General features: G+C 42.5%; 13 protein-coding genes and 1 tRNA gene. 7 read left to right on the top strand and 7 right to left on the bottom strand.

Annotation, left to right across the window (positions count from 1 at the left end; translation table 11 throughout):
• Positions 1-25: 25 nt before the first annotated feature.
• From F8S12_RS26480 to F8S12_RS26460, 5 genes are all read right to left on the bottom strand, one after another.
• The gene (locus F8S12_RS26480; RefSeq protein ID WP_196519268.1) at positions 26-1,240 is read right to left on the bottom strand and encodes an ATP phosphoribosyltransferase regulatory subunit; all 1,215 of its coding nucleotides are present in this window, start codon (positions 1,238-1,240) and stop codon (positions 26-28) included.
• Entirely contained in the window at positions 1,240-2,202 is a 963-nt protein-coding gene (locus tag F8S12_RS26475; RefSeq protein ID WP_196519267.1) for a J domain-containing protein, read from the bottom strand. Before F8S12_RS26475 ends, F8S12_RS26480 begins: the two co-directional genes overlap by 1 nt.
• A 183-nt stretch (positions 2,203-2,385) precedes the next feature.
• Positions 2,386-3,198, bottom strand: coding sequence for an inositol monophosphatase family protein (locus tag F8S12_RS26470; RefSeq protein WP_196519266.1), 813 nt, complete (start codon positions 3,196-3,198; stop codon positions 2,386-2,388).
• Positions 3,199-3,304: 106 nt separating this feature from the next.
• Positions 3,305-3,892, bottom strand: a complete 588-nt coding sequence (locus F8S12_RS26465) for a thermonuclease family protein (RefSeq protein ID WP_196519265.1) — start codon at positions 3,890-3,892, stop codon at positions 3,305-3,307.
• Entirely contained in the window at positions 3,882-4,250 is a 369-nt protein-coding gene (locus F8S12_RS26460; RefSeq protein WP_196519264.1) for a 2Fe-2S iron-sulfur cluster-binding protein, read from the bottom strand. Before F8S12_RS26460 ends, F8S12_RS26465 begins: the two co-directional genes overlap by 11 nt.
• A 106-nt stretch (positions 4,251-4,356) precedes the next feature.
• On the opposite strand from F8S12_RS26460, the gene F8S12_RS26455 reads away from it, so the two are divergent.
• The 4 genes from F8S12_RS26455 (at position 4,357) to F8S12_RS26440 (ending at position 7,870) form a co-directional block, all read left to right on the top strand.
• Positions 4,357-4,441 (top strand) — tRNA-Ser (locus F8S12_RS26455).
• Positions 4,442-4,819: 378 nt separating this feature from the next.
• On the top strand, positions 4,820-5,500 hold the full coding sequence (locus F8S12_RS26450; RefSeq protein ID WP_196519263.1) for a HEAT repeat domain-containing protein: 681 nt from the start codon (positions 4,820-4,822) through the stop codon (positions 5,498-5,500).
• Positions 5,501-5,574: 74 nt separating this feature from the next.
• Entirely contained in the window at positions 5,575-6,141 is a 567-nt protein-coding gene (locus tag F8S12_RS26445) for a phycobiliprotein lyase (protein ID WP_196519262.1), read from the top strand.
• A gap of 538 nt (positions 6,142-6,679) precedes the next feature.
• Positions 6,680-7,870 (top strand): family 10 glycosylhydrolase, encoded by a 1,191-nt coding sequence (locus tag F8S12_RS26440; protein WP_196519272.1) that lies wholly within the window; start codon positions 6,680-6,682, stop codon positions 7,868-7,870.
• A gap of 209 nt (positions 7,871-8,079) precedes the next feature.
• On the opposite strand, the gene F8S12_RS26435 is transcribed toward F8S12_RS26440, so the two are convergent.
• Positions 8,080-9,651 (bottom strand): site-2 protease family protein, encoded by a 1,572-nt coding sequence (locus F8S12_RS26435; protein ID WP_196519261.1) that lies wholly within the window; start codon positions 9,649-9,651, stop codon positions 8,080-8,082.
• A 142-nt stretch (positions 9,652-9,793) separates the two neighbouring features.
• Between F8S12_RS26435 and F8S12_RS26430 the strand changes: the two genes are divergently transcribed.
• From F8S12_RS26430 to F8S12_RS26420, 3 genes are all read left to right on the top strand, one after another.
• Positions 9,794-10,528 carry an MBL fold metallo-hydrolase gene (locus tag F8S12_RS26430; RefSeq protein WP_196519260.1) on the top strand — a complete coding sequence of 245 codons (735 nt, stop codon included), beginning with the start codon at positions 9,794-9,796 and terminating at the stop codon, positions 10,526-10,528.
• A 312-nt stretch (positions 10,529-10,840) separates the two neighbouring features.
• Positions 10,841-11,065, top strand: coding sequence for an indolepyruvate ferredoxin oxidoreductase subunit alpha (locus tag F8S12_RS26425; RefSeq protein ID WP_196519259.1), 225 nt, complete (start codon positions 10,841-10,843; stop codon positions 11,063-11,065).
• An 84-nt stretch (positions 11,066-11,149) separates the two neighbouring features.
• Positions 11,150-11,878 (top strand): ABC transporter ATP-binding protein, encoded by a 729-nt coding sequence (locus F8S12_RS26420; protein WP_196519258.1) that lies wholly within the window; start codon positions 11,150-11,152, stop codon positions 11,876-11,878.
• A 759-nt stretch (positions 11,879-12,637) separates the two neighbouring features.
• Here F8S12_RS26420 and F8S12_RS26415 read toward each other — a convergent pair.
• On the bottom strand, positions 12,638-13,960 hold the full coding sequence (locus F8S12_RS26415; protein WP_196519257.1) for a hypothetical protein: 1,323 nt from the start codon (positions 13,958-13,960) through the stop codon (positions 12,638-12,640).
• Positions 13,961-14,000 lie beyond the last annotated feature (40 nt).

Genomic DNA, 14,000 nt, shown 5'->3' with positions numbered 1-14,000 from the left:
CCCCATGCCCCATGCCCCATGCCCACTAACGCAATGATTCAATGGTTGGGGAGCCATCAACTTTAATCCAGGCAATTTGGGCAATGCCGCGATCGCGTGCATATTGGCGAATAGCCTCTGCATCCCTTCCCCCCAAATCAATTTCTACCCGCACCAGATGAGTAGAATCTCTGAGTTTTTGCGCGTAGGCAAAAGCAGGAGCGTTAGCACTCGGTGTTTCTGGAACTACTAACCAGTTACTAGCTGGGGTTGCTTGTGGTAATTGCTGAGTAGACAACAAAATTTGGTATAAATCTTCGATGTTGAGTCCAAAACCAATTCCCGGAATGTTTTCTCCTTGGGGATGATATAGTCCTAAAAGCTGATCGTAGCGACCACCGCGCCCTAAAACTCTGGCTTGGGATTCGGTATCGTTGACAACTTCAAAGACAATACCAGTGTAGTAGTCTATGGTCTGGATGAGGCTGAGGTCGAGGATTAACGGAAATTTTTTCTCTGATTCTAGTAATTCTACTAGGGATTTGAGGTTATTCACTGCCTCTCGCTGTTCTTCATCTAGATCCAAACTACTGACTTTTTGCAACACGTCTGCACTAGAGCCACGCAGATCCAGCATGATTCGGGCCCGATCGCGCAGTTGATCACTCAGGGGTAAAGTATCTATAGTAATCCGGTCAAGATGAGCGATCGCATTGCGAACTTTATTTTGTAGATTAGCAGGAAAGGCACTCAGGAGCGATCGGGTGATTCCCGCCTCACCTAAAATTAAATGCCATCCCCGCAAACCTAATGCTGCTAAACAATCTGCAACTAACAGCAGTACTTCGGCATTTGCTAACAATCCGCCAGCACCTAACAACTCCACCCCAGCTTGATAAAACTCCTGCTGGCGATTATGCCTACTTTCCCAAGTGCGGCGAAATACATTAGCGTTGTAGTACAACCGTTGCGGATAAGTGACACCAGCCATCCTAGTGACAACGGTGCGAGCAATGGATGCTGTTAATTCTGGACGTAGCCCTAATTCATCATCTTCACCATTTTGTTGTAGTTGAATCACCATTTGACGCTGGATTGCTTCTCCTGCCATCAGGGTATCCATCCGCTCTAAAGTCGAGGTGATAATCCTGTGATATCCCCAACGGTGAAACACCTGCTGTAACCGCTCTTCAATCCAGCGTTTTTTCTCCACATCCAAGGGCAATAAATCCCTGGCTCCCGCTGCTGGTTGATACACCATTATTTTTTCTTCCCACCAAACAAACCACCGAACAAACCGCCACTACCAGATTTATCTGGTTGCTTATCTCTATTATTGGGGGATGAAGTCACCTTATGATCATTAGGTTGTTGTCCTAAAGCCTTATCTATTTTCGGTTTCCATTGCAACGCTGTTTGGTCATTAGGGTCTAATTTTAGAGCGTTATCGAAGTGGATTTTTGCCATTTTTAGCTGATTTTGCTTCAAATACACCATTCCAATTAAGCTATGGCAGCGACTATTTTTAGGTTCTAGCTTTAGGGCATCTTGCAACTCAACCTTGGCTTGGGCAAATTGGTTTTTATCAATCAAAGATTGAGCGCGACGAACATACTGTTCTATAATCGAGTCTTCTTTGGATGGTGTCGATGCTGGGGCTGATGGTGTATCTTTTGGTGTATTTGCCTGAGGCGTACCTGATTGGACTTTGGGTTGAGCAGGTGGCGGCGGCGCTGCGGATGCTTTGCCTGCACTCCGCATTAAATAGACTAAATTCAACTCACTAATTTGAGCAATGACTTGCAGCGCTTGATCTAAGGAATCATATTGGGTTTGGGCTAGTTTAGCGATCGCAGTTTTATAAAAATGCTCAGTATTCGACGCCTCAACTAACTGTCTAGCCAAGTCGGTGTTTAGAGTCACCGAAGTAGACTCTTGTACCAGGCGCTTGCCAATTTGCGACAAAATTAGAATATATTCCGCACGAGTGCGATCGCCAGACAGTTTTTCGTAAGCTGGGTTAACTAACTTTGATAACAATTCGTTCCCTAGTTGTTTTTGAGCAGCACTTTCAGTAAAACTACTGTCCGGGTGCAAACGGCGGGCGATTTGGAGATAGCGTTTGCGAATCTCTTTGACATCCGCATCAACTGGAACGCACAATACTGCGTGATGATCTATGAAATCATATTTAAATAGTCCACGATCTATTTTGAAAGACATATAGAGGTCTTGCACCAAAGGAGCAGTTAGATTCTTTCTAGTTTACTTCGGTTGATCAGTGATTCGTCAGTAGCAAATTGTCATTGGGCAATTCAATTTTGGATTTTGGATTGACGATTTTGGATTAAATTTCAATCCAAAATCCAAAATCTAAAATCTAAAATTTTTACTCCCCATCTTCCCTCACACCCAAGCTGACAGGGGCGGAACTTGTAAAAGTTCGCTACTGAGAGTGTCGTGAATATAACCATTTGTTGCGAGAATTCTACCAGACTCAATTTTGAAGGGAGTGCCATCGTAGGCGGTGACTTTGCCGCTAGCTTCTTGTAACAAAATTATACCAGCGACAATATCCCAAGGAGAAAGTCCTCGTTCCCAGTAACCATCAACACGTCCACAAGCAACATACGCCAAATCTAGCGCTGCTGAACCGCTACGTCTGACTCCTTGGGTAAGATGGGTAAGGTGACTAAATTCTGCATAGTTGTTATCAGAGGTTTCGCGGCGATCGTAGGCAAATCCTGTCACTAGTAGACTCTTACTCAGTTCCGATGTTTTTGAAACCTTGATGGGACGACGGTTGCGCGTTGCTCCTAAGCCAGTAGCGGCACGAAATAGCTCATTGTGGAAGGGGTCATAAATTACACCAACTTGCGGAACGCCATTAATTAGAAGCCCAATGGAGACGGCGAAGAATGGGTATTGATGGGCGTAGTTGGTTGTGCCATCTAGAGGATCTATTGTCCAGAGGTATTCATTCTCTTGATTACCTAATTTCCCTGATTCTTCAGCGAGGATAGAGTGCTGAGGAAAGTGGCAGCGCAAAATTTCTAAAATCAACTCTTCTGAGGCTTTATCAGCAGCAGTGACTAAATCACCAGGGCGTCCTTTTTCAATAATTGCATCTTCTAACTTACCCAAGTAACCTTGCAAAATGGCACCAGCAGCTAACGCCGCTTCTGTCGCAATATCTAGAAAAATTTGTAGATTAGTCATTTGTTATTAGGCATTGGGCATTGGGCATTGGGCATTGGTTATTCTATCTCTCTCTCATTACTCATTACTCCCCACTCAGGACTCAGCACTCAAGACTCAGCACTCATTAAAGATTTTGGCGGCGAAACTCAGAGGGAGTAAGACGCATGGGTTTTTCTGAGTTCCAGATTCCTTGTCCCATGAGTCTAGCCCATTGTTGGGCACGTTCTAAACGCTGGTCATATTTGTGGTTAGGCGATCGCCCTACAAACATTGCATTCCCTTGTTTCACCAATTCTTCATTCAACAACACCTTATTTTTCCACACATAAGCTAGAGTTCGCCCAATTTTATCTTTTGCTTCTAAATCAAACTCCAGCGTTACCGATTGTTCTGCACCACCAATTAGATCCTCTAACTGTTCTTTTGCTGCTTCTCCCCAAGGGCGCTGTCGCAAATCTGGTGCATCAATCCCCACTAACCGCACCTGAGAAATCAAATTTGGTTGTTCAGCCATACCTAACACTTCCAAACTTTGCCCACTAACTACCCGCGCTACCTTCACCTGAGCCTCATTGTTTGGCAGTTGATTTTTACCTTGGCAACCCACCAAAAGCAATAAACAACCCAAAATAACTATTTTTCGCACCCAGATACCACTCAAACTTCTCTCTGCGCCTCTGCGCCTCTGCGTGAACAAAATCCTATTCCTCATCTAACGGTAAACCCGCTTTAACTTTCCCCCTAGCAAAATAGCGTCCAAACTGGAGTTCATAGACTTCATCTTCGTCTTGCGTCTCCACCTCCAAGTCAGAACGGGGGTAACTCACACACAACAAGGCGTAACCTTGCCGACGTAAATCTGGCGACAATCCGATCGCCTCCGGTTGGTAAATTTCTCCCGACAACACCCTCACTGCACAAGTAGTGCAAGCCCCATTACGGCAAGAAAACGGCAGTTCCACCCCTTGTTTTTCGGCAGTGTGCAGGATATAGCGGTCTTCTGGCACTTGTAGGCTATATATTTTGCCAGTGGCGCGATCGCGAACTTTAATTGTGTATGTACAAGACATCTGGATTTGCGTTTTGGGATTAGAACTTTCAGATTCAATCTAAAATGTCTTTCTCTATCTTTGCATTTTCTGGGATTTCATAGTATAATCGTGAATCGTGGCACCTGGAGAGGTGGCCGAGTGGTTGAAGGCGCAGACCTGGAAAGTCTGTTTAGGGAAACTTAACGAGGGTTCGAATCCCTCCCTCTCCGTTTTCAAAGCTAGTCTATATACAGTTTGAAGCAAACTTGTACAAATAGTTGAATTTTTACAGTCCATTCATCTCACATTCCCCAAGGGACAGATGTGGAACTTGTGCTGTTTGAGCTAAAAGTTTAATGCTGTATTTGACAGTTATACCCTTAACTTACGTTTGCCACCCTAGTCTTCTCTTCATACCTCAGGCACAGTTAAGTGTTAAGTCTGACTGCTAAATTCAATATATAATCTCGCAAAAAGTAATATTTGTTTATTTTTCACTCATAATTGAGCCATTTTGTAAAGTCGCCAAACTCCTATTTTGCCACGGCGACAGCCTAATGAACTAATCAGGTAAATTAAGATTAAGTAAAGAAAACACTTTTAACTAAATGACAAATCTCAGCTTACAAGAAATTTCTACTCAGTTAGACAGTCCGAATCTGCGCGATCGCATGGTAGCCTTGGCGAATCTGCGTCATGTTTCCCCTACAGATGCAGTCCCTTTGATTAAAAAGGTATTAGACGACGAATCTTTGCAACTGCGATCGATGGCAATATTTGCCCTTGGAATCAAGCCAACACCAGAATGTTATTCAATTTTGGTGAAAATTCTCGTAAATGACCCAGATTATGGTATACGTGCTGATGCTGCCGGTGCTTTAGGATATTTGGGTGATGCTAGAGCCTTTGAGGTACTGTCACGGGCATTTTATGAAGATACTGAGTGGCTAGTACGCTTGAGTGCAGCCGTTTCTCTAGGTAACATTAAAGACCCCCGTGCCCGTCAAATTCTGCTTCAGGCATTGGATAGCAAAGAAGTAGTGTTGCAACAAGTTGCAATCTCTGCACTAGGAGAAATTCAAGACATTGAATCTGTCGATAAGATCCTGCGCTTCGCCCAATCAGATGATTGGTTAGTAAGGCAGCGTTTGGCAGAAGCCTTGGCAAATCTTCCCACTCCCAAAAGTGTCTCAGCTTTAAAATACTTGGAAAAAGATAATCATTTCAACGTTGCTGAGGCAGCTAGAATTGGCCTCAAAAAGCTTGAAGAAATAGGCAATCAAGCATAATATTAAACCCTGCTGCTACCTTTTAATAATCATTAAGTGGTAATCTTAGCATTTTAATGCAGGTAATTTCATTCATGAATATTGAAGAGTTTTTTCAATTAAGCGCTGGTAAATGGTTTTCTCATCGTACTAGTCAACATTTGGCTTTTAATCAATCTGAAAATGGCAAGTCAGACATCATCATTGAGACGCTGGCAGTAGATCATCCAGAAGTGATCAAACTGTGTCAACAGTACGAAATTAATCCTAGTTCCGCCTCCTGTGGCACTAAAATCACCTGGAACGGTACGATGGAAAAGGATCAAGCAAAACACAGTGGTTCAACTGTATTAGTTTCGATACCTGATGCAGATAACCAGGCTCAAGGCAAGTTACTGCGGGAAATAGTTGATACCGAGAAAACCCCAGTTGCCGGACGCTATAAAATTGACAGTGATGGTGCTTTAATCCTAACTACAGAGGATGAAACGATGTCATCAGAGGAACGCCTGTGGTTTGCTAGCCCCAATTTGCGAATGCGGGTAAATGTCTTTAAAAGTTTTGGTGGATTTAGTATTACTTCTTTCACTTCTGAGATTCGCATGGGTGGGTTTCCACCAGCCGAGAAGGTTTCGGAGGCAGCTAATTCAATATCGAATTAGTTTTAATACAACATATTCCCCCTATTTACAGGGCTAGGGTGTACACACAAGTCAAGTCCAGTTTTACCGCAATAGGGTTGGGACAAGCCAAAAAACCTTCATGTAGAGACGCGATAAATCGCGTCTGAAACACTGGCACGTTAGAGAGACGCGATAAATCGCCGTCTCTACAGAGAATGTATTCGTCAATTATTCCTTGACAGACTACTATTTCCGACTTGTGTGTACACCGTAGGTTTATAGGGGGAATTAAGTTTAGAGTACGCCCTAATTAGTCATTAGTTCTAGCAGCTTGCTTGAGGTAAACTAATTGCTATACATTTTTCCAGAATGATTCGCTTGTAGTAGGCGGCTCCAGCACTGCTTTTATGCAATTTAAATGCTCATTAGCTTGAATTCATAGAGAGCGATTAGAGCAAGTTTTACCATTCATAGTGAAGCTCAGTTTGTTAGAGCTTGTATCTGGAAAGCATAGATGTGAAATTGTAGCAATCTATATATATATAGATTAAGATTGCCAGACAATCATCATATTACTATGTCGCGCCAAAACAAAAAGCCAAATGGATGTGGATGCTCAAATATTCCGTTCTCCGTAATCATAATTATCTTAGGAGGTGGTTATTGGTGGTTCAGTCAAAAAGGAAATTTAGACATCAGCAACCTTTTATCTAAGATTCAACAAATAACTATTCCTATTTTAAATTCTACTCCCACTCCAATTACTTCTTCAACTCCCACTTCCTCTTTATCAATCCCTTCAAGTCTTACTCCTAATAATAAGCAAGTTTCAGTTAAACCAATAACACTTCCAAAAGCACCATTACCTCCAACTCCTTGGAAGAAGAAAGTATTTAGAGGAATTTATTTAAGTCGCTACCAAGTTACGAATAATGCTGATGAACAAACGATTCGTCAGAGAGTTCGTTACTATCGCTCTCAAGGAATTAATACGATTATTCACGGTGTTTGGGGTAATGGTTGTACGATGTACAATAGCGATGTTATGCAGCAAACGCTAGGGTATAAAAGTTGTCCAAACCTGTTTCAAGAACGATGGTTAAATTGGTTGATTGATGAAGCGCACATCCAGGGAATGCAAGTTCACGCTTATTTCGAGAAAGGTATTAAAATCGATAAAAACAGTCCGATTTATGATTTAGCAATTTCTCAGAAATGGCTTGTTCCTGGCGTAGATAAAACATATCTTGGAATTGATCATTATGTTCTTGATGTGGAGATTCCTGAGGTTGCTAGTTTATTTAAAAATATCTTAGTGGAGTTCGTCCAAAAATATCCGAAGATTGATGCAGTTCAATGGGATGATTATCTAGGCTATCATGCTGAACTACCCGGCAAAATTGATCGCACGGCTAAATTAACTAATTTTTTGCAGCAAATGATAGCTGCGATGAAACAAGCTAACTCTTCAGTTAGTTTTGATATTTGTCATCATAACCCTTACTGGGCTAAACGATATTTCGCAGCTGATTGGCAAAAATGGAATGTTGATAGAGTGTTTATTCAAGCTTATAATGAGACGAATTTCAAGGAAGAATTAAATTATGCTAAAAATTATGCTGGAGTTGCGATTACTGATAACCAATTACATCGGTTAAAAGAATTAGTAAATAACAACGCAATCAAAAGTATTTTAATTTTCCCTCTCTCTGGAAAACCAGAAGAAACAGCTTCTAAGATAAAAAGCTTGACGCAAAACAACTACTAAGATCAAAAATTAACAATATTATATAGCAATCCTATAACAACTGAGTTGTGGACAAAAAGACAATTAGCGCAGTAATTGAGCGATGGATAAAATACCAATTAAAGCGCTACCTAAAAACCGAGATAAACCATAGCCAGTGCTGAAAATGTTATGAACTGTAACACGTTTTTGCTTTTGGTTAGTTTTGTAGTTGGAAAAAGGAGAGACTTTTAAATTTGCAAAAAGCTAGCGATCGCCTGCGGTAATGGCAAAATAATTATAATCAACAAAGCCATTGCCAGTAATCCCCAAATATCACGTCCATTATCCAATTCAGTAACATCATTCAGTGCAGGCTCATCAACCAACGGCATAAATAATAAGATAATTGCCCACAACAAAAACTCTTCGCGAACTAAAGCCAGTAGTAGCAACAACACGCGAGCAATTTGACCAATTACAAGCGCAGTTCGTTGTCCAAACATCGCATGGATAATGTGACCTCCATCTAATTGTCCCACAGGCATTAAATTTAAAGCTGTAACAATTAGTCCTAGAAAACCAGCTACAGCCACTGGATGCAAATCAAGAGCGGATTGTGCTGTTAACTGACTTCCCAAGGCTAACTTCGAGAGTACCGCTAGTAAAATTGAATATTTGGGATTAAGGGCATCAGTATTCAAAAGTCGGGTTTTTTCAGTAGCGGAAACCACATCAGAATGAGCCAACCCCCATATTAGTAATGGCAAGGTAACAACAAAACCTGCAATTGGGCCAGCGATACTAACATCAAATAAAGCTTTGCGATTGGGAGTAGGACTACGCATCTGAATAAATGCGCCAAAAGTTCCCAAGAAGAAAGGCACGGGAATAAAGTAAGGCAACGTCGAGCGAATATTGTAGAATTTAGCTGTTAAATAATGTCCCAATTCATGAATACCCAAAATAGTCATCAATGCTAAGGCGTAGGGTAATCCTTTGAATAGGATATCTGGGTTAGATAGAACTTTGAACAAAGAGCCAATTTGCCATAGAGGCGGAAGAGTAACCCCAGCAATTTCCACACCCACCAAGGTAGTAGTTAGCAAAGTAGCTATTAGTAGTAGAACTGCTAATGCTGGGCGAGTTAACCGTTCCTGGTTGCGTCGTGGTATATTTGTCTCTCTAGCAGCTTGAGCGTTAGGAACCAGCACAAAGAAAGGTTTGCCATTGAAACCTTCTTGAAAAATTAGCACGAAGCGATCGCCAAATTGTGATTCAATATTAGTCTTAATCTGCTGGTAAGCGTTGCTGGCTTGAGTTCGCAACTGACCACGGCAAATCACAGCTTGTGGTCGATACTCAATATTTTGAATGTAGTATACAGACCAAGGAAAACAATTTCGCAGTTGAGTTTCTTCTTTTGGCTCAATGTGACGCACTATAGGTTCCGGGGTAGCCTGGATAGCCGGCTGTGATTCTAAGGCTTCGGCTGGAGCTTGGATTGGTGTATCTGTTGGCGCTTGACGCCCCCATTGAAACAATATCCAGTACAACAGTGGACAAACAAATAACGACCAAATGATCAGCGTTGGCGGCGGAGATTGTTTCGCTCCGTACATCAGCGTCCATCCGCTCAACAGAAATGCTGGTGTCATTAAAACCAGCCACAACAACCATACTGGCGTCCGAGTCATCTGAGCAACCCTGTGCTGCATCATTAGATAAGTAGCTAGCCCCAGTAGGAGGGTAAATAGAAACGAAAATGCCATATTATCTTCAGTAATTTGGACAAAACGCCCCACCAGTAGCTTCAGCACCATAGCATTAACTACAAGGTAGACTTCAAACCTCAATTTTTTTAACAACGGTTAACAGCGCTAGTTAACTCTCAAGTTTCAATTCTTCAGAATTTCTCCACTGTAACCAGATTGTCCACAACTCCTCAGTTTCGGTTCTTTGATCATGTCCCCTTTACCTCAAGTGCCAAGTCATACAACTAAGCCACCACGGGCTGTGTTCCCGAACGAAGTTCCTAGCGGAAGTTCTGTGCAATCGGACTTCGCACAAGAGAGCATTTTTGCTTTTCCACCCAATCGGGACACATTAGGAGGAACTTCTTATTTTATTGTAAGAAATGAATGCAATATCCTCATAGACTGCCCTGCCCTAGACCAAACAAATCAAGATTTTTTCGGAGCGCATGGAGGCATACGTTGGTTAGTTCTCACCAATCGAGGCGCTATTGGCAAGACATCTGAAATTCAGCAAACCTTTGGGTGTGAAGTGCTGATTCAAGAGCAAGAAGCTTATTTATTACCAGGCTTAACTGTGACTACCTTTAGTCAGCAATTTACTCTCAATGCAGCAACACAAGTCATTTGGACACCAGGTCATTCTCCCGGCTCATCTTGCTTATACTACAGTGAACTTGAAGGTATATTGTTTTCTGGTCGCCATTTAGTCCCTAATCAGCAGGGTCAACCAGTACCATTACGGAAAGCGAAAACCTTTCACTGGCCTAGGCAAATTCAGAGTCTTCGATTTTTGTTAGAACGTTTTACACCAGAAACTCTCCGCTACATTTGTCCCGGAGCTAATACAGGCTTTCTCAGAGGCAAGCGTGCCATAGATCAAGCTTATCAACACCTCGCTTCTCTGGATTTACCAGCTTTGTTGCGGATACAGCCCTTACTTTAGAGGCCTACGGTGTACACACAAGTCAGTCCAGTTTTACCCCAATACGCTTGGGACAAGCCAGAAAGCCCTCATGTAGAGACGCGATTTATCGCGTCTGAAAGACTGGCACGTTAGAGAGACGCGATAAATCGCCGTCTCTACAGAGAATGTACTCGTCAATTATTCTTTGACAGACTACTATTTCCGACTTGTATGTACACCGTAGTGAGGAACTAAGGGAATTCACCTTGACAGCAGTATCTGTAATCCCCAGCCCCTCCAGTCCCCTGCTAGGCTAGAAATAGCCGATACAGAAGAGAGGGAATCAAGAACATGCCACACACAATTGTTACAGAAGTCTGTGAAGGTGTCGCTGACTGCGTAGATGCTTGTCCAGTCGCTTGTATTCATGATGGCCCAGGCAAAAACGCCAAGGGAAACAATTGGTACTGGATTGACTTTGCCACTTGCATCGACTGTGGCATATGTCTCCAAGTTTGCCCTGTAGAAGGGGCGATTCTTGCAGAAGAACGACCGGAGTTGCAAAAAACTCCGTAATAGTCCATAGTTCAGTTGTCAGTGGTCAGTTGTCTTTTGCCAATGACCACTGATCACTGACAAATGCCAAGTGCCTAATGCCCAATGACAAATGACTATTTACTAAACGTTCAAAATGTCCATGCTGGATACATCAAAGACGTAGATATCTTGCAAGGTGTGAATTTCCAAGTTGCACCAGGGGAATTGGTAACAGTGATTGGCCCCAATGGTGCTGGTAAATCTACTTTGGCAAAAGCGATTTTTGGGCTTTTGATCCCCCACACGGGCACAATTACCTTCAAAAATGAAAATATCGTGGGGCTAAAGTCAAATCAAATCGTTGAACGAGGAATGTGCTATGTACCGCAAATCGCCAACGTCTTCCCCTCTCTCAGTGTTGAAGAGAATTTGGAGATGGGTGCTTTTGTCCTCAATGTTTCCCTAAAACCCCTTAAAGATAAAATATTTACCATGTTCCCCAGACTAAGCGATCGCCGTCGTCAACGTGCTGGTACTCTATCTGGAGGAGAACGCCAGATGCTAGCGATGGGCAAAGCTTTGATGTTGGAACCTAGTTTGCTGATTTTGGATGAACCTTCTGCTGCTTTATCCCCCATCTTGGTGACACAAGTGTTTGAGCAGATTAAACAAATTAATCAGGCGGGTACTGCGATCGTACTAGTAGAACAAAATGCCCGTAAAGCTTTAGAGATGGCTAATCGTGGATATGTACTGGAGTCTGGACGCGATGCCATCTCCGGCCCTGGTGAAGAATTGTTAAATGACCCGAAAGTGGGTGAGCTATATCTGGGAGCAGGTAAGAGATATTAAATAGTTGCCACCGATGGGGAACCAAAAAGCATGTTAAAAGTAGTGCTTTGAGGTGTGCCGTTAGTGACAGTAATAGTAAGTAAGCGCGACTCGAATACACGAATGTCAATTTTGCCGTTAACAATTTGACATCCGCTAGTAATTCGAGTTTCCTTTGTTCAACACAACACCAATTTAATCCGGGAGCTTTACCAGGTGATAGCGATGCCTATAGCGGGCCTACGCTATCTATAGCTAATACAAAAGCCATAATATTTCCTGCCACTGCCGCGACCTTCAGTTTCGATGCTCAAATAATTCTCCCCAATTATCCTTGCGTTTCTTAATCCCATCTACAGTAAGTAGAGAGGTAAAACAGGACGCTCATTCAGGGAAAAGTGACGAGGATGTAAATTAATTGAGTGGTTCTGGCAATTTGGCATCAAAAATTTTCTGTTGCAGTTTTAATTGAGATATCAGCAGGGTTACAGGGACATTGAGGAAGTTGTATAAGGAATGGATTCCCTTATATCTCAAAAGTCCCACCCGATGGCCAGTTGTTAACGCCCGCGCTCTTAGAGATGCAGTAAAAAAGCAGCGCTAGCGTTGCCGCTTCACCACAACTGGCTAAAAATCAAACAGAAAACACATAGTACAAATGGACTTATGCCATTCATGAAATCCCTGATCCAGATACATAGGTAAGGGCATACAGCCGATTCATTATGTTGTAAATATTTTTGGCGAAGATATTGACATATCAAAGCGTAGGCGTAGCATCTATTTAACCTGTAGTTGCTTTAGTTTATTTTTTGCTGATAATAGTAACTCTTGAGCTTTTAGATAGGCTGTTGTGCCATTTTGCACCTTTTCTAATTGATTAATAATACTTTGCAATTTGCTCAATACCCGATTGCGCTCTCCATCATCAGCATCAGAAGAAATTGAAGCCAGCAAGCTTTCTATTTCTCGTTGCGCCGCTTCCATTGCCTCCACAGCATCTGCCTCAGCTTCCCGTCTTACCTTAACTTGACCTAAATTCGCCTCATAAATTGCTAGTAACTTCTGTGCCTCGGTATAACCAGCCACGTCCTTTGAGGGAATCTCTTTAAGCCGCTCAATTGCCTCCATCCACAAATTTTCTATCTGTCGCCATTCAGTTACTTTGTGTGGCGGATTTTGTCCAGCTTTGGCAGCTTGCCAGGAAAATTGCCGCGCTGCTGTGATTAAGGCGCTGATGCGATCGTTCCCCGCCGCCAATCCAACAACTTCTTTAAACTCACGCTTATAATTATCCAGTTGATTTTGTATGGTTTTTCCTGCCAGAGTTTGACCAGGAATCTGCTCGAATTGATTAAGTGCCGTTTGCCAAGCAGCTGTTGCAGTTTGTTTATCAATTACTGTTGCAGCTCGTTCATATTGCTGTTTTGCATTTAAGAAGGTCTGCATATTATCGGTAAGCAAGGACTGAGCATTCTTTTCCTGAAAAACCTGAGCTTCTAACTGCCCAACTTTACTCCGAAATGCATTAAAACCGTAGATGCTGAATCGCGAGTCATACCACCAATATTTGTATTGTGACCAATCGTTGACAAAGGAAGTTGGTAACTGATCTAAATGTTTTTGTGTTTCTTGTAGCTTCTGTTCTCCCAAAGCCAAATCGGCGGGACTAGTAGCTTTTTCAATCAATTGTTCAGCTTGCTCGACTGATACCAATGCCTTGCGATAGTGATTATCCATGCTGATGTAGCTGGGTAGCAACAAAAAAGGCGCATGGAGCATCACCGGACGGCGAATCACCGGATAAGGCTGGTTTGCTACCCAAATTACACCAACGGGAATGCCTATAAGTATTGTTATCCAAATAAGTTTACTACCTATACCCCACTTGGCTTTGCTATGTAATCGCTGAGGGGATGTTTTGAGAACCTGCCCCTTTAACTCCATTTCATGCTCTAATTCAGCAAGGTTTTTGAGGGTTGATGGTGTTGTAGGTTTCTTCAGCACTACAGGTTGTTGGCTTGGGATAGACGGATCTATCCCAGAGCTATTTGGAGCACTTTTACGGAGAAAATTCCAGTTTATTTTGTTTAAAAAAGCCATATCTCTAGCCAATACTGTATTAAGTATTCCCAAAAATACA

The organism is Nostoc sp. WHI, assembly GCF_015714725.1.
Lineage (GTDB): Bacteria > Cyanobacteriota > Cyanobacteriia > Cyanobacteriales > Nostocaceae > Nostoc.
This window is presented reverse-complemented; position numbering and strand designations above follow the sequence as displayed.

What these genes read in the sequence shown, in the direction of transcription:
- F8S12_RS26420 (WP_196519258.1), top strand. Translation starts at nt 11,150, where the DNA reads ATGACAAATGACTATTTACTAAACGTTCAAAATGTCCATGCTGGATAC.
- F8S12_RS26480 (WP_196519268.1), bottom strand. Translation starts at nt 1,240, where the DNA reads ATGGTGTATCAACCAGCAGCGGGAGCCAGGGATTTATTGCCCTTGGAT.
- F8S12_RS26445 (WP_196519262.1), top strand. Translation starts at nt 5,575, where the DNA reads ATGAATATTGAAGAGTTTTTTCAATTAAGCGCTGGTAAATGGTTTTCT.
- F8S12_RS26425 (WP_196519259.1), top strand. Translation starts at nt 10,841, where the DNA reads ATGCCACACACAATTGTTACAGAAGTCTGTGAAGGTGTCGCTGACTGC.
- F8S12_RS26415 (WP_196519257.1), bottom strand. Translation starts at nt 13,960, where the DNA reads ATGGCTTTTTTAAACAAAATAAACTGGAATTTTCTCCGTAAAAGTGCT.
- F8S12_RS26470 (WP_196519266.1), bottom strand. Translation starts at nt 3,198, where the DNA reads ATGACTAATCTACAAATTTTTCTAGATATTGCGACAGAAGCGGCGTTA.
- F8S12_RS26475 (WP_196519267.1), bottom strand. Translation starts at nt 2,202, where the DNA reads ATGTCTTTCAAAATAGATCGTGGACTATTTAAATATGATTTCATAGAT.
- F8S12_RS26440 (WP_196519272.1), top strand. Translation starts at nt 6,680, where the DNA reads ATGTCGCGCCAAAACAAAAAGCCAAATGGATGTGGATGCTCAAATATT.
- F8S12_RS26460 (WP_196519264.1), bottom strand. Translation starts at nt 4,250, where the DNA reads ATGTCTTGTACATACACAATTAAAGTTCGCGATCGCGCCACTGGCAAA.
- F8S12_RS26435 (WP_196519261.1), bottom strand. Translation starts at nt 9,651, where the DNA reads ATGGTGCTGAAGCTACTGGTGGGGCGTTTTGTCCAAATTACTGAAGAT.
- F8S12_RS26465 (WP_196519265.1), bottom strand. Translation starts at nt 3,892, where the DNA reads ATGAGGAATAGGATTTTGTTCACGCAGAGGCGCAGAGGCGCAGAGAGA.
- F8S12_RS26430 (WP_196519260.1), top strand. Translation starts at nt 9,794, where the DNA reads ATGTCCCCTTTACCTCAAGTGCCAAGTCATACAACTAAGCCACCACGG.
- F8S12_RS26450 (WP_196519263.1), top strand. Translation starts at nt 4,820, where the DNA reads ATGACAAATCTCAGCTTACAAGAAATTTCTACTCAGTTAGACAGTCCG.